Origin of the sequence: Reichenbachiella sp. 5M10, from assembly GCF_002742335.1 — a bacterium.
GTDB lineage: Bacteria > Bacteroidota > Bacteroidia > Cytophagales > Cyclobacteriaceae > Reichenbachiella.
In genome coordinates, this window is the sequence record NZ_MDGR01000007.1 from 4,304,867 (window position 1) to 4,324,027 (window position 19,161).

The 19,161-nt window shown below is 45.7% G+C and carries 12 protein-coding genes; 5 read left to right on the forward strand and 7 right to left on the reverse strand.

All coding sequences use genetic code 11. The annotated features are described in order from the left end of the window. Positions 1 to 118: 118 nt before the first annotated feature. Positions 119 to 2,206, forward strand: a complete 2,088-nt coding sequence (gene ppk1, locus BFP72_RS17550) for a polyphosphate kinase 1 (RefSeq protein WP_158233455.1) — start codon at positions 119 to 121, stop codon at positions 2,204 to 2,206. A 3-nt stretch (positions 2,207 to 2,209) separates the two neighbouring features. Here the strand turns inward: ppk1 and BFP72_RS17555 are convergent, their stop codons facing one another. Further along, a complete protein-coding gene (locus BFP72_RS17555; protein WP_099600381.1) occupies positions 2,210 to 3,154 on the reverse strand; it encodes a phosphate/phosphite/phosphonate ABC transporter substrate-binding protein in 945 nt (314 codons plus the stop codon). 198 nt (positions 3,155 to 3,352) lie between these two features. Between BFP72_RS17555 and BFP72_RS17560 the strand changes: the two genes are divergently transcribed. After that, on the forward strand, positions 3,353 to 5,506 hold the full coding sequence (locus tag BFP72_RS17560; RefSeq protein WP_143520120.1) for a carbohydrate-binding family V/XII: 2,154 nt from the start codon (positions 3,353 to 3,355) through the stop codon (positions 5,504 to 5,506). A gap of 11 nt (positions 5,507 to 5,517) precedes the next feature. Beyond that, the gene (locus tag BFP72_RS17565; protein WP_143520121.1) at positions 5,518 to 6,966 is read left to right on the forward strand and encodes a hypothetical protein; all 1,449 of its coding nucleotides are present in this window, start codon (positions 5,518 to 5,520) and stop codon (positions 6,964 to 6,966) included. A 67-nt stretch (positions 6,967 to 7,033) separates the two neighbouring features. Here the strand turns inward: BFP72_RS17565 and BFP72_RS17570 are convergent, their stop codons facing one another. From BFP72_RS17570 to BFP72_RS17590, 5 genes are all read right to left on the reverse strand, one after another. After that, on the reverse strand, positions 7,034 to 10,168 hold the full coding sequence (locus BFP72_RS17570) for an efflux RND transporter permease subunit (protein ID WP_099600384.1): 3,135 nt from the start codon (positions 10,166 to 10,168) through the stop codon (positions 7,034 to 7,036). A 22-nt stretch (positions 10,169 to 10,190) separates the two neighbouring features. After that, entirely contained in the window at positions 10,191 to 11,261 is a 1,071-nt protein-coding gene (locus tag BFP72_RS17575; protein ID WP_099600385.1) for an efflux RND transporter periplasmic adaptor subunit, read from the reverse strand. Positions 11,262 to 11,289: 28 nt separating this feature from the next. Further along, positions 11,290 to 12,612, reverse strand: coding sequence for a TolC family protein (locus BFP72_RS17580; protein WP_099600386.1), 1,323 nt, complete (start codon positions 12,610 to 12,612; stop codon positions 11,290 to 11,292). Between the two features lie 52 nt (positions 12,613 to 12,664). Next, entirely contained in the window at positions 12,665 to 13,303 is a 639-nt protein-coding gene (locus tag BFP72_RS17585; RefSeq protein WP_099600387.1) for a TetR/AcrR family transcriptional regulator, read from the reverse strand. 85 nt (positions 13,304 to 13,388) lie between these two features. Then, positions 13,389 to 14,081: a DUF2490 domain-containing protein gene (locus BFP72_RS17590; RefSeq protein ID WP_099600388.1), complete on the reverse strand. Its 693-nt coding sequence runs from the start codon at positions 14,079 to 14,081 to the stop codon at positions 13,389 to 13,391. Between the two features lie 225 nt (positions 14,082 to 14,306). Here BFP72_RS17590 and BFP72_RS17595 point away from each other — a divergent pair, with 225 nt between their 5' ends. Continuing rightward, positions 14,307 to 15,740, forward strand: a complete 1,434-nt coding sequence (locus tag BFP72_RS17595) for a M48 family metalloprotease (RefSeq protein ID WP_158233456.1) — start codon at positions 14,307 to 14,309, stop codon at positions 15,738 to 15,740. On the opposite strand, the gene BFP72_RS17600 is transcribed toward BFP72_RS17595, so the two are convergent. Continuing rightward, the gene (locus BFP72_RS17600) at positions 15,729 to 18,263 is read right to left on the reverse strand and encodes a GDSL-type esterase/lipase family protein (RefSeq protein WP_158233457.1); all 2,535 of its coding nucleotides are present in this window, start codon (positions 18,261 to 18,263) and stop codon (positions 15,729 to 15,731) included. The two genes, BFP72_RS17595 and BFP72_RS17600, sit on opposite strands and share 12 nt — an antisense overlap. A 187-nt stretch (positions 18,264 to 18,450) precedes the next feature. On the opposite strand from BFP72_RS17600, the gene BFP72_RS17605 reads away from it, so the two are divergent. Then, on the forward strand, positions 18,451 to 19,161 hold the full coding sequence (locus BFP72_RS17605) for a hypothetical protein (RefSeq protein WP_099600391.1): 711 nt from the start codon (positions 18,451 to 18,453) through the stop codon (positions 19,159 to 19,161).

Here is a 19,161-nt window from a genome sequence, read left to right on the forward strand (position 1 = left end):
GGTGGTTTAAATTGTAGAGGGTATTGTTGGGCAAGTTGACGAAATGATAATCTTATGAGGTATGTAATCCTCTAGCTTTTCGATAAATTCACCCAATAAAATTAAAATCTACCCCAATTTGGAAGAGCAAACCACGCAAAGCACAGAAGTTACCAATCGTTATTTTGATAGGGACCTGAGTTGGTTGACATTCAACTATCGAGTACTCAAAGAGGCACAAAGCAACGATGTTCCGCTCTATGAACGGCTCAAGTTTCTGGCGATTTATTCTGCGAATCAAGATGAGTTTTTTAGAGTGCGAGTCGCTAATCTGCGCAATTACATCAAGTTGGATAAAAAGAAAATCAACAAGGCGCTGGATTATGATCCCATTGAATTGCTGAAGAAGATACATGAAAGGATTCACAATCAGCTGATTGAGTATGGAGATACCCTGCGTAGCAAGGTGCTCGTCGAATTAGAGAAAAATGGAGTTTTCATCCTGTCTCCAGAACAGCTCAATGAAGACCAAAAATCTGCGAGCTTGTACTTTTTCAAAACCAAAGTACTATCGTTTTTGCAGCCTTATGTGTTTGGGTTTTCGAGTCGGGAGCCTTTTCTCAACAACCGTGAGTTATACTTCGCACTGAGGTTACAAAATAAATATTCGGGGACCATTGAGTTTGCTTATCTTAATATCCCGTCGAATGTCTTGCCTCGATTTTTTCAGTTGCCTTCACCCAACGTGCAGTTTCATTACATGTTTTTGGATGACATCATTCGAATGAATTTGGATTTTGTGTTTCCAGATTATGAAGTGCTGGAGTGCCAGAGTATCAAGATGAACAAGGACGCGGATCTCAATATTGAGGATGAGTTTAGTGGTGACCTAGTAGAGAAGATCGAGCGACAAATAGAAAAGAGGAATTTGGGTGTGCCGTCTCGGTTCTTGTATGATTTTACTACCTCAGATATTTTGCTCAAGTTTCTTGCTGACTCGTTTGATCTGATCGATGAGGATTTGGTCTCAGGCGGGCATTACCATAGTTTGTTTGATTTCTTTCAATTGCCTAACCCGATCGGAAAGGCCATCGAGTATGAGCCGCTGACGCCACTACGCAACATCAAGATAGATCAACACCGATCGATTTTCTCAGCGATCGACGAGTCGGATCAGATGCTGCACTTCCCATATCACACGTACAATTATGTGTTGCAGTTTTTCAACCAAGCGGCCATTGATCCACATGTGCGAGAAATCAAGGTGACATTCTACCGCATGGCACAGGACTCTCTGATCGGCAATGCCCTAATGAGTGCTGCTAAGAATGAGAAAAAAGTAACGGTATTTATGGAGCTCAAGGCACGCTTTGACGAGGAAAACAACCTCCGATGGGCAGAGCGTATGCAGAAGGCAGGGATCAAAATCATCTACAGCATACCAGGGCTGAAAGTTCATGCTAAGGTGGCTCTCGTCAAGAAAAAAACCGAATCGGGACTCATCAAAAACTATTGCTTTTTTGGGACAGGAAACCTCAACGAAAAGACCGCGTCGCTGTACGCAGATCATGGCCTGTTGACATGTGACGAAGAGATGTGTGATGAGCTTGATGATTTGTTCAAGTTTCTGTACAAGAGAAAGGAACCGGCCAAATTCAAGAGTTTGTTGGTTTCTCAGTTCAACATCATCGATGCGTTCACGGCGTTGATTGACCGGGAAATCGCGCATGCTAAGGCAGGCCGTGAGGGTCACATCATCATCAAGCTCAACAATCTAGAAGAGAAAGGAATGATCGACAAGCTCTACGAAGCGAGCCGTGCTGGAGTACGTATCGAGATGATTATTCGTAGTATCTGCTGTCTTGTACCTGGAGTGCCAGGGATGAGTGAGAACATCACTGTACGCCGAATCGTCGGCAGATTTTTGGAGCACAGTCGTATCATTTGGTTTCACAACGATGGCGAGGATGAGCTGTACATGGGGTCTGCCGACTGGATGAAGCGCAATTTGATGGGACGAATAGAGGTGAAGTTTCCTGTCAAGGACAAAGAACTCCGAAATCAAGTCCGCGAACTCCTGCGCGTGCAACTCAAAGACAACACGAAGGCCGTCATGCTTGATGAAAACATCAACAATATCCCCATCGAGAAGAAAAAGGGGCAGAGATTATACAATGCCCAGTTGGATACCTACCACACTATCAAACGGTGGGAAGAATTGGAATAGTGCTCAGAGAAGTATGGCACGTAGGCCGTCATAGTCCGAATCTTTGCAACGCTCATACCCCTCGATCGAGTAGAGTTCGTTCATGGCTGTTTTGCCTTCTTCGGTCTCTAGGAACTTGATGATACCTAGGGATACAGGAAAATAGATGTCCCGCGCAATGTGCTGACCAAAGACTACTGGGTCGTTGGGGATAGGGTCGGTCACGGCGATGATCTTTACTTTGTCTGCTACATCTGGAAACTCCTCGATCAATCGTGATCGGGCATCACGAATACGCCCATCCCCAGAGGGCTCGGAGTAGTAGGTGGCTCCTGCGTCAGCGATTCCTTTGTAGACCATCTTGACGACACGGTCGTGCGTCCCTGCAAAAGCCGTATGACTTGGTGAGATGTTTTGCTGGTCTAGGATCTGTTTGGGAAATAGGTAACCAGAGGCAGATAACTCATCGGTGTAGACGATGGATTTATTTTGGATATCGGAGATGTCCTTGATTCCACTGACGGTACTGGCGATGATTTGTCCAAAATAATTGGCTTTGCCGTAGCGAATGGCTTTTAGTTTGGCAGTCACACCATAGGCTTCTCGGGCTTTGATATAACTCGAAGAGCTCATGAGGGCTATGTCTCCATTGTTTTGAGCAAAAGCATTAATCATTTCGTCATAGTTTTCAGGGACGATGAGTTCAAATTGAAGCTGTGTTTCGGCTTCCAAATAGGAGATCAATTTTTGTCCGGCATCTTGGACTAGTTCTGAGGTTCTAGAGGGAGTCAAGTAGAATTTCAGCGGGTTTTCATGGCTGCCCAGTATTCCTATCCGTGTCGTAGAGGGAGCTTCTTGTGTGTGTGTGGTGATGAGGGGCCTGGTCGTTACAGATTGTTTTGCTTCTTCTTTGGGAGAACAGGCCATGGCAAAAAAGGCCAAAAGCCATGTGGTCGGGATGAATTTCATGTACTATCGTTTTGTCAGTTTAGGTGATTGTTTGTGTGTGATGTCAAAAAATCATTGCGAGTATAATTGATTTTGAATCAAGGACAAAAAGGAATTCTTAGGTCTATCGAAAATCAAGAATGTCATTATAGCGAACCCATTTCAGTTTATTGACTAAATTTAAATCGGACTTTCCCTATGATCAATAAATCACAGCATATGAAGAGTGTTTCACTTGTATTTTTCTTGGCAATCATGTCTTGTGTGTCGCTGTATGCACAAGAGAATGAGAGCGCATTTTTTCCTAAAATCATCGAAAACGACAAAGGAAAAATAGTCATATATCAGCCTCAATCCGAATCTCTGAAAGGAGATGTACTGGAATCAAGGGTGGCGATATCGGTAAAACCCAAGGAAGACTCTGCTCCGACGTTTGGTGTGATGTGGGTTACGAGTTATCTCGAGGTGGATCGTGTGGATCGTCTAGTCACGCTCAAGTCGGCCAAAATCAACGCCGTGCGATTTCCCGAAGAAGTGGATAGTGTCAAAATCCAAAAGCTCAAGTCTTTTATCGAGAATGAAGTGCCCAACTGGCATTATGAGTTTTCGTTGGATGGACTGATCTCTACACTTGAAGAAGCTGACGGTGAGCGCAATGTGGAGTTCAAAAATGAGGCCCCCAAGTTGATCTTTCGTACGACGCCTGCAGTGCTGATCATGCTGGACGGGGAGCCGAAGCTTCAGGATTTGGAAAAAAAATACCAGCGTATAGTGAACACGCCAGTGTTTATGCTCAAAAAGAAAGAGACATATTATCTCTATGGAGGGGGCAAGTGGTTCAAGACCAAAGACCTGCTCAAAGGCCCTTGGTCCAAAATGAAAAACCCTCCTACTAGCTTGACATCTATCGAAAAGAAATACAACAAGACAACAGAGTCTCAAGAAACAACACCAGAAGAGAGTGATAAGCAAGAGGCAGACCTGGAGATCATCGTGGCGACCACTCCGACTGAGCTCATCGTGACGGAGGGGGAGATGAATTTTGTGCCTATTGCCAATAGTGGGTTGATGTATGTGGAAAATACCATGTCTGATTTGTTTATGGATGTGGCGACTCAGCAGTACTATTTGCTGATTTCTGGGCGTTGGTTTACCTCTACTTCGATCGATGGAGCATGGACCTATTTAGATGCCAATGACATCCCCGAAGATTTTAAGAGTATCCCTGAGGATTCTGCCAAGGGCGATGTACTGGCGAGTGTGCCCGGCACCTATGCGGCCAAAGAAGCTGTACTGGATGCAAATATTCCTCAAACTGCAGCCATTGATCGCAAGAATGCTACAGCTTCTGTCACCTATGATGGAGACCCGATATTCAAAGCTATCGATGGGACGACCCTGTCTTATGCTGTCAATACGTCGAGTGCCGTTTTTTTGTCCAAAGGAGTCTATTTTCTTTGTGACAATGCCGTTTGGTTCAGTTCCCCTACAGCGACAGGGCCATGGACAGTGTCTGATATCCGTCCAGTGGACATAGATAAAGTGCCGTCTGGCAACCCTAACTACAACGTCAAGTATGTATACATCTATGAGAGTACTCCTGAAGTCGTCTATGTCGGATATACTCCTGGGTATATAGGATGCTATGCTTATGGACCGACAGTTGTATATGGGACTGGCTGGTACTATCCTGGTTGGTACGGGATGTACTACTATCCTAGGCCTGTGACTTATGGTTTTGCTGTACATTATTCTACCTATGCGGGATGGAGTATTGGGTTCGGTGTACACGTCGGATATGGAGGTTGGTATGGGGGGCGTGGCTGGTATGGCCCGCCGTACTATCGACCACCGCACTACATGCCGCCACATCATAGGCCGCCAAGTCAGCGTCCGCCAGGCCATCGACCACCTGCAGGAGGCAACAGGCCACCGGCGACTACTGGTCAACGTCCCAATAGTCGCCTCAATGCGGGCAACCTGTACAATCATCGCAAAGATGTCGTGTCTGGCAATCATCAGCGTCCATCCACCCGTCCAGCGACGAGACCGAGTACTGGTGGCCAGCCTGGCAATGTGAGACCAGCGACGCGAGACCGACAGACTCAGCCAGCTACTCGTCCTGCTAGCTCAGGCAATGGACGTATCAACAACGATGTGTACTCCGACCGAAATGGCAATGTATACAGGAGAAGTTCGGATGGGTGGCAGCAGCGCGAAAGCAATCATCAGTGGTCAGCTCCGACGCAGCGACCTAGCAACGGACAGATGAACAATAGTTATCAAAATCGACAAAGAGGAGCACAACGCTCACAGAGTTTCCAAAGACCCGCTGGAGGTATGGGGATGGGAGGTCGAGGAGGACGTAGATAAGCCCAAGTAATATGATGAAGTCAACCTATCTTTTATTTGCTCTCTGTATATTTTTGATTGGACAATCAGTCCAGTTGTTGGGCCAGGATGCCCACTATTGGACGGAGCAGTTTGGAAATAAGTCTATGCTCCTTGGAGGAAATGTCATCGGTAGTGTCGATGATTTGGGAGCGACGTTTTACAATCCGGCGCGTTTGGCCTTGCAAGATGACCCCAAATTTTTGATCAGTGCGAAGGCTTACCAACTCAGCACGCTACGTGTCAAGGATGGTGTACAAAAGGCAGACCTTAACGAGTCTACCTTTGGAGATGCTCCGACTTTGGCTGCCGGGAGTTTCAAAGTACCTTTTATGCCTAAGCATAAGTTTGCTTATGCGTTCTTGTCGAGACAGCAAGTCAATTACAGTTTGGGGACGAGGTCTGAACTGACCTATGAGTACAATGATACTTGGCCCGGAGAAGAAACACTGTATGTAGATTTCAATGTCAACAAAACCATCAAAGACGAATGGATGGGAGGTAGCTGGGCCTATGCGTTGAATGAACGATGGAGTGTGGGTGCCTCTGGCTTTGCTTCGATCCTCAACCAAAGTCGTACCTATCAGCTCTTTGAGGATGGGTTGAGCAGCGATTCTTCTGCTGTGGCATCATATGAGAGGACTCGAATCAAAAAGTACAGTTTTACGAGTGCGGTTTTCAAATTGGGAGTGAACTATGAAAGCAAGAATTTCAGTGCAGGGCTCACCGTCACGACTCCATATTTGGTAGTGCGCAAGAGTGGAAAGGTCGACTATGATGAAGTATTGGCAGGTTTTGATTTGGACGAAGACGGAGACATCGATAACGATGCACGATTGATCAAAAACACGACCAGTGATGTGGATGTCAATTATAAAACACCTTTTTCTATAGGGGTGGGTTCTGCCTACGATTTTGGCCCAGTCAAACTCCATGTCAGTGCAGAATGGTTTGATAAGGTCAGCCGATATGCGGTGATGACCCCTGCTCCATTTTATGCACAAAAGGTCCCAGACTATTTGTTGTCTGCATCCGGTCCTCTGGAGATCAAGGATCGGCTTTATGATGAGCGCCATTCGGTGATCAATTGGGGCTTTGGCGTGGAGTTGAGTTTGGTCAAAAAGGTTAAGGGCTTTTTGAGTATGTCTTCGGATTATTCTACACTTCCTGAGACAGGGCCAATTGCGGACGGTTTGCCTACTGATAATTTCACCAATTCAATCTTCACAGCAAACATATTCCATTATGGAGGAGGATTTATGCTCAATTTTGACAAGATCGAACTGACCATGGGGACGACCTATTCGAGGGGGACACAGACGATTGGCAAGATAGTCAACCTACCTGGAGATGATACCAATCCTGAAGTGGCTGTAGATGTGCTTTGGGAGCGATGGAGGTTTTTAGTAGGGTTTTCTTTGCCGTTTTATAAGTTTGGTTGACTATAAGGTAAAGAGATAGCATGCAGTCGTCTACCGCATGCTATCGTGAAAGAAATAGTGAACCTGGTTAAGCGGGTTCGGCGCTTTTTACTGAACTTGAAGTAGTTGTTTTTGTTTTGGATTGTACCCATGCCGTGGCTTTGTCTGCGATCTCGAAGGCTACAGGGACAAGATAGATCGTCAGGCAGAGAGAGGACATCAATCCACCGATGAGCACCCAAGCCATGGCGTTTTTCCACTCGGCACCAGCACCTGCGGCGATTGCAATCGGAATCATCGCAATCACCATGGCGATGGTTGTCATCAAGATTGGCCTCAATCGATCGTTGCCTGCTTGTACGACAGCATCACGAGTGGATAGGCCATCTCCTTTGAGCTTGATGGCAAAGTCCACAATCAGAATAGCATTTTTGGCGACAAGCCCTAGGAGCATAATCATACCTAGGATGGTGAATATACTCATCGTCGAGACTGACAAACCTAGGGCAAGCATCGCACCGATCACGGCTACAGGTATGGAAAGTAGTACCACGAGCGGGTAGACGAAATTGTCATAGAGTGCGACTAAGATGAAGTAGATCAGCAATAGAGAAATGCCAAAAGCACCACCTAACGCACCGAAACTTTCCTCTTGGTTTTTGACATCTCCACCCCATACGAAACTTACGGTGTCAGGAAAATCAGCAGCCGCCATTTGTTGTTGGATAGACTGGGTGACATTGCCGACCGGTACTCCCAGTGCAAAGGCTGTAACGCCGACTGATTTGATTCTATCTTTTCGTTCCAGCATAGAGGCTGATGCACTTTGATTCACTTCGGCAAACTGACTCAGGGTGATTAGCTGACCTTTGGTGTTGATGAAAGGAATCTGCTTGACATCCTCGGCATTTTTGCGATCAAACTTGGTGAGTTGTACCATGATGGGGTATTCTAGACCGTCCTCTCGGTACTCATTGTCGTCATTGCCTTGAAGCGAATTTTGTAGCGTAGCACCGACTGTGGCGACATCTAGTCCGAGCATGGAGAGTTTGTCCCGATCGATTTTGATTTCTACTTCGGGCACGCCGGTTTCTACGGATACATTGACGTCATTGGCTCCTGGTGTATGTTCGATCATATCTTTGACGCGATGCGCTACCTCTATCACTTCGTCGTAGTTTTCGCCTACGACAGATACGTCGATTGGTGCAGTCCCCATGTTGACCATGCCTACCAACGAAACACCTACTTTGACACCTGCATATTGCGCTCTGATTTGGTTCATTGTTTCGATCATATATGCCTCAGTGTTCACATTTTTGAATTGTTCTTGATCCAATATGACATTGAGCTCAGACTTGTAGGGGTCTCCGAGTCCCGTGCCTCCGATTCCAGAAGAGGGCCCGCCGACGTTGGTCAAGATCATCTTGACCTCTGGTTTGGAGGCGATCCAGTTTTCAATTTTACGAGTACGGAGATTATTGGCTTCTATACTGGTGACTTTGCTGTATTCGAGGTTGAGTTTGAATTCACCTTTGTCTCCAGATGAGAAAGTCTCTGATCCGATCACTCCGAGACTTCCGATCCATCCTGTCATACCAAATAGAGCGAGGAGGATAGCAAAGAGTACCCATTTTTTGTTCATGATCCATTTCAGGGAATTGTTGTATCCATCGTTGATCCAGGTCAGTCCTGATTCGAATTGGATCAAGATCCATTGAAATGGGTTTTTTGGATTGAGGTGGGTGATTTTAGAAAATTTAGACATCAGCCATGGAATCAACGTGAAAGAGACCAAGAGACTGAACAAGGTCGCTACAACGATCGTCCACGAAAACTGGCGGAAAATATCTGCGACAAAGGACTCGACCATGGTCACAGGGATAAACACGATGACAATCACCAAAGTAATAGACACTGCTGTCAATCCAATCTCTGCGATACCATCGATGGCAGCTTTTTTGGGAGACTTGCCCATTTCCATGTGTCGGTAGATGTTTTCCAACACTACAATCGAGTCGTCTACGAGGATACCAATCACGAGGGACATGGCGAGCAGGGTCATGAGATTGAATGTGTATCCCATGGCGAACATAAAGGCAACTGTCGCAAGTAAGGACGCTGGCACAGCGATCATGACGATCAGTGCGTTTCTAAAACTGTGTAAGAAGAGCAGCATCACTACCGCAACGAGTATAATGGCGATCTCTAAGTCGTGAAGGACGGCATTGACCGCTTCGAGGGTGAATTCTGCGTCGTTTTGTGCGACGGCAAAGTGGAGGTCCTGTTTGTCGTAATGCACTTCTAGTTCTTCGAGTTTGGCGAGTACGGATTCGGATACTTCTACCGTGTTTGCATCTCCTTGTTTTTTGATGCGAAGTAGGATGGCACTTTTTCCATTGAGTCGGGCGATACTTTCGGCATCTGCTATGTCGTCGGTGACTCTTGCGAGGTCTTTGAGCCGTACGGTTCCGCCGTCTTCGGTGGTCGAGACGATGAGCTCTCGGATTTCCTCTACATTGGCGAATTTGCCCGAGATCCGTACCGTCACCGCTTCTCCGTTTCCTTTGACTTTCCCTGTAGGGAAATCCAAATTGGCATAAGAGATCGATCGAGTGACCTGCAGTAGGGACAAATTGTAGTACGTAAGTTTTTCGGGATCTACGCTCACGCTGATGGTGCGCTGCTCTCCTCCTAGTATGTCTATCGATGCGACTCCTTTGAGCTGCTGGAGCTGAGGGATGAGTTTGTCATCCATCTGGGCATAGAAGTACTTGCCGTCCATGTTGGAAGTCGCACTGATCTGCAAGATGGGCAGATCGTTGGGCGAGATTTTGGAGATCGATGGGTTCTCTGCATCGTCTGGTAGATCACTGATGACGTTGTTGATTTCACGTTGTGCATCTTGCATCATCAGGTCTAGATCTGTTCCACTTTTGAAGTTGACAATCACGATCGAGGCGCTCTCGACGGACTTGGAATTGATCTCATCGAGATTGTCCAATTCGGAGATGGCGTCTTCTATTTTTTTGGAGACCGAGGACTCTACTTCTGAGGGTGCCGCTCCAGGATAGATGGTCGTGATCGTCAAGGTAGGGCGAGACATCTCTGGGAGGAGTTCATAGCCGATTTTGTTGAATGACAAAAGCCCCGCGATCGACGTGAGCAAAAAGATCACGAGGATGAATGACGGTCTTTTGATCGAAAATTCTGCAATATTCATGTTTCAGTATTTTGAGTTATGATTAGTAGGATACTTCGACACCATCGCTCAAGTTGATTTGACCGTTGGTTACTACTATATCGTCTAGGGTGAGGCCTTCTTTGACTTCTATTTTTTGCTCAGAGGTCATGCCGACTTTGATGGGTTGGAGGATGGCTTTGCCTTCTATGATTTTGTAGACTTTGGCGTCTTTGGAGGAACCCATCATGGCGGTCGCTGGGATGGTGTGACTTGTGCCGTGAGGGTGGCTTGTATGCTCTATCCATCCATACATCCCTGATTTGATCGGGTATTCTGTTGTGTTTTGGATTTTGACTTGTACGTCAAACTTGTGTGCTTCGTCTGCTTGATCACTGACCATAGTGATGGTACCCGTATAGGAATGTGTAGGGTATACATCGGATTTGACCGTCACTTGCTTGCCTTTTTCAAAATCCATTACTTGATCTTCGGGTACACTGATGACGAGTTTGAGATGGGAGATGTCTATGAGTGACCCGAGTGATCTGCCCGGAGCGAGTACTGACCCTACATCAAAGGTGCGCGTAGCTAGAGTACCAGCGAAGGGAGCTTTGATTTTGGTGTTGCGGAGTTGTTTGTTGAGCAATTTGAGATTGCTCTCTGCGCTGGCCAGTTGTAAGCTTGCTTTCTCCAGATTGATTTTGGCTACTGCGTTGTTGTCTGTTAGTTTTTGGTACCTATCGTATTCGCGTTTGGCATCTTCGTAGGCAGCGGTTGCTGCGATGAGCTGAAAACGTATTTGTTCAGAATCCACGGTAGCGATTAATCCATTTTTGGGCAGTTGGTTTCCTTCTTGGGCAGAGATGGCCAGTACTTCTCCCTGTGTTTGAGAGGTGATGGTGATGGCTCTGTTGGCCTCAAAGGTTCCCAAGTATCTTCTCGTTTCTTCCAGTTGGGTGTCTTCTACTTTGGCGATTTTGACGGGCACTTTGATCGAGAAGTCCCGAGTATACACGCGTGCTTTGACTTCTTCAGCGTTGCCTAGTAGCGAATAGATGGTCCACCCTCCGAGTAGTGTGACTGCCGCTATTGCGACGATGATTTTGCTTGTTTTAGATTTTTGGATTTCCATTTCTATATGATTGACTTGATGATGAGACTTAATTGTAGTGGGTTAATAGATGACCTTCTGCTTTGGCTAGGTCTAGTTTGGCTTGCTGGAGGCGTACCCATGAATTGAGATAGTTGGTTTGTGCTTCTGTGAGTTCATTTTCTGATTCGATGATCTCCTGCACCCCCACGACTCCTTCACTGTACTGCATCTGGATGTTTTGGTAGATGTTGGTAGCGAGCTCCATGGACTGTTTTTGATTGGCAACCTCACGTTGGTGGACTTTGAGCTTAGAGAGGGCATTGATCCTTTCGTTTTCAATGCTTCTCTGGGTCATTTCCAATTGTGCGTTGAGTTGTTTCATTTCTATTTTCTTTTGTGTTTTTTGAGAGCTCTTGACCATGCCGTCAAATAACATCCAGTTCAGTTTGAGCCCCACGTAGCTAAAGTCATAGTGCTCGTAGTAGTTTTCGGACTGGTCACCATAGCCCATCACTCCATAGGATGCGACAGCCGATAGGTGTGGCAGGTAGCCTGAGTTGATCTGCTTCTCTTGTAGATCTAGGACTTCTTTTTGTTTGTTGAGTAGTTGTACTTCACTACGGTTTTCGTAGTGGAAAGCATCCTGAAAACTGAGTGCAGATAAATCTGGGTTCAGCTGATGTTCGATCGTCAATCCTTCGTCGGTATCCATATTGAGCAGGAGTTTGAGGGAGTTGATCAAATAGATGTAATCAGCCTGTAGTGTAGCGGTATGGTTGTCCAAGCTGGACTTGTTGATGACGAGTCGATCTACATCGGTCGTATTGACTAATCCGCTCTGCATCATCATGCGCGTAGAAGCAATGAGTGTATCGAGTGATTGACTGTTGTCTTCCAGCATTTCGATTTGTTTGGCAACTACCTGTGCATTGTAGTAGGTAGATGCTACCCGAAACGTGATATTTTCCTTGGTCTGTACGTATTGGATTTCTCCCATTTCGTTGATGGTCTGGGCCGCTTTGATGCCAACGTTGAGACTAGGGTCGAAAATTACCTGTTCCAGTTGCAGTGCGTAGGTGGACTGATGTGGCGTACCGAAACTTGCAGCGGCATACCCTTCTGCCCCTGGACTGAAGGCACTTGACGGGATCACCGTGGTGGGTAGCTGGGTATATAGGTCATACTCTGCCCCGAAACCTAATTTTGGTAGTGCAGCGCGTTTCACTTCTTTGACCTGCTCATCATAGAGCAACTGGTCGTAGCGGCTGTTTCCTATTTCTAGGTTTTGCTCCAGAGCAAGGCTTACACATTCGTCAAGTGTGTAGACTTTTTGCGCGTGACTTAGCAGTGGCGTCAGTAGCATAATAAATGTTGCAATGTTGATTTTCATTTTGATTAATTGTTTTAAACGTTTGTTTAACTCAGGAATAAATTTTTTTAGATCATGACAAGGGTTTCAAAAATGCTTCCATGATGCTGAGCGTGGTGGCTTTCCAGTGTGGTTCGTAGCTTTCATAGCTTTCAAATCCAGCCGCTGCTAGTTTTCCTGTTTTCGTCAGTATTTTTTTGGAGATAATAGGAAAGACAATCATAGAAAATAGGGCCATCTGAAAGTCAATGGCTTTGATGGGTCGAATCTTGCCGCTGTGATAATCTAAGTCTAAGGTCGCTTGTAGCTGCTGTGTTTCTATTGCCGCTTGCTCTTTGTTGAGGTCAGAGAGCATGTCGAGCAGATTTGAGTTATAGTGTGTCTCGCTAAGTATGAATATGGGTAAGCCTTGATCATTGTTGATTTGATGGTTGAGCCGATCGATGTATGTTTTGATACGGTCTAGTAAGTCGCGTGAGGTATCGTTGAGGATGCTCAGTCCGTCTTTGGTATAGGATCTGAATTTCTCCTCGAAAATGGACAGAAATAGCTTCTCTTTGCTTCTGAAATAATAATTGACGAGTGCGACGTTTACCTCGGCCTTTTCGGCTACTTTTCGCATGGTTGTCCCTTTCATACCTAGCTCTGAAAACAGCTCACGTGCTGCTTCTTTGATTTTTATTTCGGTGCTATCGAGTGATTCTTGGGACATAGTATCTATTGGACAGCAAACGTAATTTGAATGTTTGTTTTAAACAAGTGTTTAAAATTATTTTTATAGATAATTTTTTACGAAGCTAGTTGAGCGTATAGCTGAGCCGTATTCGTATGATGTTGTCGTTGAGGCCATAGTCGTAATCTGTCACTCGCACAGTTTGCCAGATGTAGTGGAGGCCTATTTTGAATCGTTTAGTGATTTTGTTGCCCAAGACTGCCTCCCAGCGGTGCTGGCTTCCTAGTGAGTATTGTATACTGTTGGTGAGGGTTACAAAGGTCTCCCATGTGAGCTCTGCATAGAAGTTTTCTTTGCCGAAGAGGGTGAAATTTGGTGGGGCTAGACTTAAGCGGTAGCGCATTCGAGTTTGGTTTTCTTTGTTTTCGTTGATATAGAAAAAGCGCTCCTCAAATCGTAGGCGGTGGTTGAATTTTAGGATTTTGGTATTGGGCCAAAAGAGCATGGCTTCTTGAGCAAAACGAAGTTCATTGAGGTTCGAGGATTCGGTATTGAAGGTTTGAAAATTAGAAATCGCGAAGCAGAGATTGTACAAGGAATTGTTGGACCACTTGATCGTAGGTCTGTAGTACATTTGATGAAATTTGTAGTCGCCCATTGAGGTTCGGTAGCCAAAGTCCCCTCCTACCTTGGTGTTTTCCCCCAGTTTGTACCATAGCGTCAGGTCTGTCCAGCCTTGGTGTCGGGTGAAGATCTTTTGGCCCCAGCAAAATTGAGAAAGGAATAAGAAGGCGAAGAGAGTGAATATTGGTTTCATTGGGCTAAAACTATCACTCTCTTGGTTAAAATGCACTTCTTGCTGTGCTTTCCTTCAAAAAAACTCCAATAGTGCGATTTGGATGGGAGCAATGCTTGGCTCAGGGTGCGTGAGTTTTGGCACTCTACTTGTGTGAAACTACACGGCTTATGGAAACTCATTCACTGCTTAAAAAGAAGGACATCTATGATCAATTTGCTTTATTTGACAGTAGAAATTAAAGTAATGAAATACTACGCAATATTATTATTGATTTTTTGCTCTACATGCTTGGTATGGGCACAACCCCATGAGTACGATGAGCGCTTGGGCCAAGAAGCTGCTTTGCAGGTAGAACGTACCCTGGGGCTGTATGAAGACGAGGCATTGAATCGCTATGTTGATGAGGTCGGTCAACGACTCATTGCTGCACTCAACCACACCTATTTTGATTATGAGTTTGCGATCATTGACGACCCTACTCCCAATGCGTTTGCTTTGCCTGGAGGATACATCTATGTGACGCGTGGTTTGCTGGCCCTCGTACAAAGTGTCGATGAGTTGGCTTGCGTGCTGAGTCATGAAGTAATTCATGTGGATGAGAGGCATTCGGTTAAGCAAATGAAGCGTAGTATTTTGCCAGCCCTGCTACAAGTACCTGGGCTACTCGTGGGAGCAGTGGCCGGAGAAAAAGCAGGAAGTATAGTCAGTGCTCCTTTTGATTTGGGTTCTAGCTTTTTTACTTCTACGTATAGTCGTAAACATGAAACACAAGCAGACCAAATGGGTGTTGCATTGGCAGCTAAAGCAGGGTTTGACCCCAATGCTTTGAGCCCGATGCTGGATCGGATCATGAAATGGGAAGAAACTCGAACCGAACAAGAAGAGAAAAAAAATTACTTCAGCACTCATCCCTATACCCCTGATCGAATCAAGAAACTGAAACCAGCGATCAGTGAATTGACTTGGTCGTTGAATAGCCTACACGAAGAACCCGTTCTCCCTTTGCTTGATGGCTTGGTTTTTGGAGAAAATCCCGCGAAGGGAGTTTTTGTAGATAGTGTGTTTTTGCACGCTGATATTGATTTTAGTGTCGTGTTTCCAAGTGACTGGATCTACATCAACCAGCACGATGCAGTAGGGGCGATGAACTCAGATAAGACGGCATTGGTGTATTTGACACTAGAGGACACTACTCAATCCCCCGAACAATGGGGTATAGATTTTGTCAAACGTGTGAAGAGAACTGGCGAGTTGAAGGCCTCAGCAGAAAAGGTGGAGGTCAATGCTCGTGAGGCATTTCTAGTCTCGGTGGTTCAGCACGGAGAAGGGGAAGATATCTATGCACATTTTATTTGGATAGAGATGGGAGATCATGTGTATCGCATCACCGCCATCAAAGCGGGAGGTTTCAAAGAGCAACTCAAAAGGACAGCTCTCTCATTGCACCCTTTGACAGAAAGTGAAAAGCAAATGATTGAGGTAGAGCAACTCTATTTGACCAATGTCGAGGAGGATGGATCATGGGAAGCCTTGGCTGAGCGTACCGAGAGTACATTAGAACCCAAATACCTTCGAGTACTCAATGGTAGCCGTTCTCACTCAGCTCCTCCTAGTGGTGAGAGAGTCAAAGTCGTCAAGAGTTACCCTTATGTGCCAGAGGATTCATCAGATCAATAATTGATCACGCACGTTTTGTTTCCAGATTTTGTATCCTTTGGGGTTGAGGTGGAGCATATCCTCTACAAATAGGTCTGTTCTTGGCCGTCCATCAGGCGAGAGCATGTGTTCGTACATTTCTATCCAGTGCATATAGTTTCGTTCTTCTACGAAGGAGCGCAGTAGGGCATTGGAGGTATTGATGTGGTGTAGCAAATACTCACGGCTTGGGCTCGGCTTGATGGAGATGACGGTGATCTGTGCCTCGGGGCTGTGTCGTTGGATTTTTTCTATCAAGAGTGAAAAGTTCATGAGTACGTCCTCAGGCGATTGGCCGTTGCTGAGGTCGTTGTCCCCTCCGTACAAGACGTAGGATTTGGGATGAAACTGCTCAAAGAGCCGTTCGAAATAGAACAAACACCACTGATACGATGATCCACCAAACCCCAAGTTGATGGCGTTTTTGTCTGCAAGGTCCGTCTCGAGACTGTCCCATAGTCGTATGGTACTACTGCCATAAAAGGCGACCGAATCTTCCGTCCCCTGTGTAGCAATTTTTTCTTTGAGTGCGTTGATCTCATCTTCAAAAAGCAATTGAGCACTGTTTTCGTTGGCGATTTCTTGACTGAGTTCTTGGGTGTCTTTTCTGAAAGTCATCTGGTACTCACGCAAGAACTCCTTGACAGATGTTGTACCATACTCTTTCATTTTTTCACTGAGTTTGAAGGGTTTTTTGATTTCGCAGGCAAATTTGAACGCAGTGATTCGCTTGTCAAAATTGGCCATGATAATGGGGACGATGAAGGGTTCGTGCTCCATTTTTTCGATCACTTTGAAGATCCCCGATTTGAAATGACTCGGTGAGTGCTCTGTCGGGTGCGAACTGCCTTCTGGGCTGATGATGATGTTGTGACCAGCGGTCAAAGCGTCATTGATTTGATCAAAAAATGCTTGATGCCTAATTTTTTTCTGTTCGGGACTTTCGATGAGTACGTCCGAATCGGGTGTGTAGACATTGATATAGCCCAGTTTGTTGTAGTAGTTTTCATGAGCATATTCTTCGGATTTTCCGATACGAACGACCCGTTGTGCATGTTTTCCATAGTTCTCAAAGATCAGCGAACTCAAAAAATGTGAGTCCAAAGTGATTTGGAACTGATTGGGCAGCGTGTAGTAGGGTTCATTGAGCAGGTGGTTGTAGATGAAGACACAGCCTGAGTTGGGAGGGATGTTTTCGAGCCCTTTGATGTAGATCGATGGGATCGAAAAAGCCTTGCGACAGGCTTTGATACAGTCCAGTTGTACCTCTTCTAGAGATTTGTTCTCATCACTTTCGGCTACACTGCTATAGATGTCTTGTAATGCACGGTAGAAATTCGACTCTTTTTGTGTTTTGTGTAGATTGTCGAGACAGAGTGAGGCCAAATTCTTTTCAGGGCCCATTCCTTTCAACTCGGCTTGGTGCAGCATGTTGATGGCTTGAGGAATCGTGAGTTTATCTTCGAGCAACACGGGCACCGAGTGGAGCGGAGAGTGTACCGACAGTTTGGTACTGTTGCTGTTGATGAGTGTGCTTGCGACGAGTAGCTCCTCGTTGAACTGGGTGGCAATCAGTCTAGTACGTACGGCGCGTAGCTGGTTGTTGATCAACCATAGGATTCTTTTTTGAAAGCTTAGGGCGAATTTTGGGTGTGCTTTGCAGTGAGCTTCGAGGTTGTCTTTTGGGATGTATAGTACGACGGCTTCTTTCGTCACGTGGGAGGTCATCGCACTTTTGACTCCTAGCAGACTGGAGGAACTGACCAGATAGCCAGGCGTAGAAATCGAGCGAAAGGGTACTTTGTAGGTCTTGTTGGTTTCCATGCTGAAGTTCATTCTTGAGTATTGAATTTCGCCGGATTCAAGCAGGAATATACCCTTCTTTTGTTCGTCTTGGCTGATCACTATGTCGTTGACGAGGTATTCTCTACGTTGCATCGAGGTAGCTAGGACAGCAAGATCTTTTTCGTCAAACTCCTCAAAAAATGGAGATTGTAGTAGCAGGATGACTTTGTCGATTTCGTCTCGTTCTATATGTGACAAATAGCCGTCTGAGGAAGTGTCAATTTCTAAAGATTGGAGCGCTGCTGAGGTATTGGCAAATAGCTCACTGGTGTCTTCGACAAACTTGTGTGAGTGGTTGTTGAGAAAAGTGAAAAAAGCGATGGCCAATTCAATGTCTGCGTCGAGACAGGCGATGAGTTTTTGGGTTTCCCATTCGAGTAGGATAGCATGGTCTGATGCTACGCGAGCTGTGGTTTCGTTGCGGTACGGTGCAATGAAAGCATCCATACCGATCGGTGCGTAGATGGATTGACTCATGCCTGCGAGGAGCTCTTTGTCATTGCTATGTAGGCTTTGGTGAAAATGTACCGTTCCTTCTAGCAGGATGTAGAATGTATCTACTCTGCTAAATTGCTTTTTGAGCGTATCTCCTTTTTTGCAAGTGACCTCTTTGCCGTCAAGGATGAGTTTATCAAGCGGGTAGGGTAGCTTTTCTGTCATGTCCATTCCTATTTGTCGAATTGCAATATACTCATCAAAAAGATGATTTGGTTAAACAAACTCTATGCGATTTCACATATTATTGTAAATAGTAATAGCTAATAGCAATTACTTTTGTTTTTGATTCAACCTAGATGAGTCACGTTCTAGAGGTAATCTTCATGTAGGTGGGGTACTTTTGCAAGTGATGGATGGATACCTACGTCTACATGGAGAAGAGCGGGCGGAAAATTTGAGGAGTCGTATAGACGCACTGCGCCGAGAGCTGAGTGATATAGAAAGAGTGACGCGTGTCTTTGAGGATATCCTGCGTGGTGAACTAGGCGATCTTATCATTCAAGAGCAAGAGTTGGCTGAGCTGTACAAGAGGGTTCAACGGGCCAAGAAGGCGAAGCGTTTGGCCCAACGTAGGCGGGGCAAGAGATACAAAGAACCAAAGGGCCTGAAGCTAGTCAAGCAGGTGAAGTCAGGCTCAGACCTAAATCAACAGGAACTTAAGAAGCTTTATAGGGAAGCTATGGTGCATGTTCACCCTGACAAGTTTTCTATGGAGGAGGATATGCAGGGTTTAGCGACTTTAGCTACGACTCAATTGATTGAAATCTACGAATCAGGTGATTTACAACGTATGATACAGTATCATGCATGTGTCATGAAGGGACATGCTTTGGACGAGTCAAAGGAACGTTCCCTTATTCAGTTGGCCCCTTTGGCTTATTTGGAGCAGGAATTTGAAACCATTCGGGGCAATTTGTCTGCGGCAAAAAACAGGCAGGTCTATCAGGTCCTGCAGAATTATGCTGACCCGATGACTTATGTCGTGGAGTTGCAGCGATACTATACGGACCGTATTGCCAAACTCAAGAAGCGTACGCGTAAGGCGGACAAGGGTGAGTGA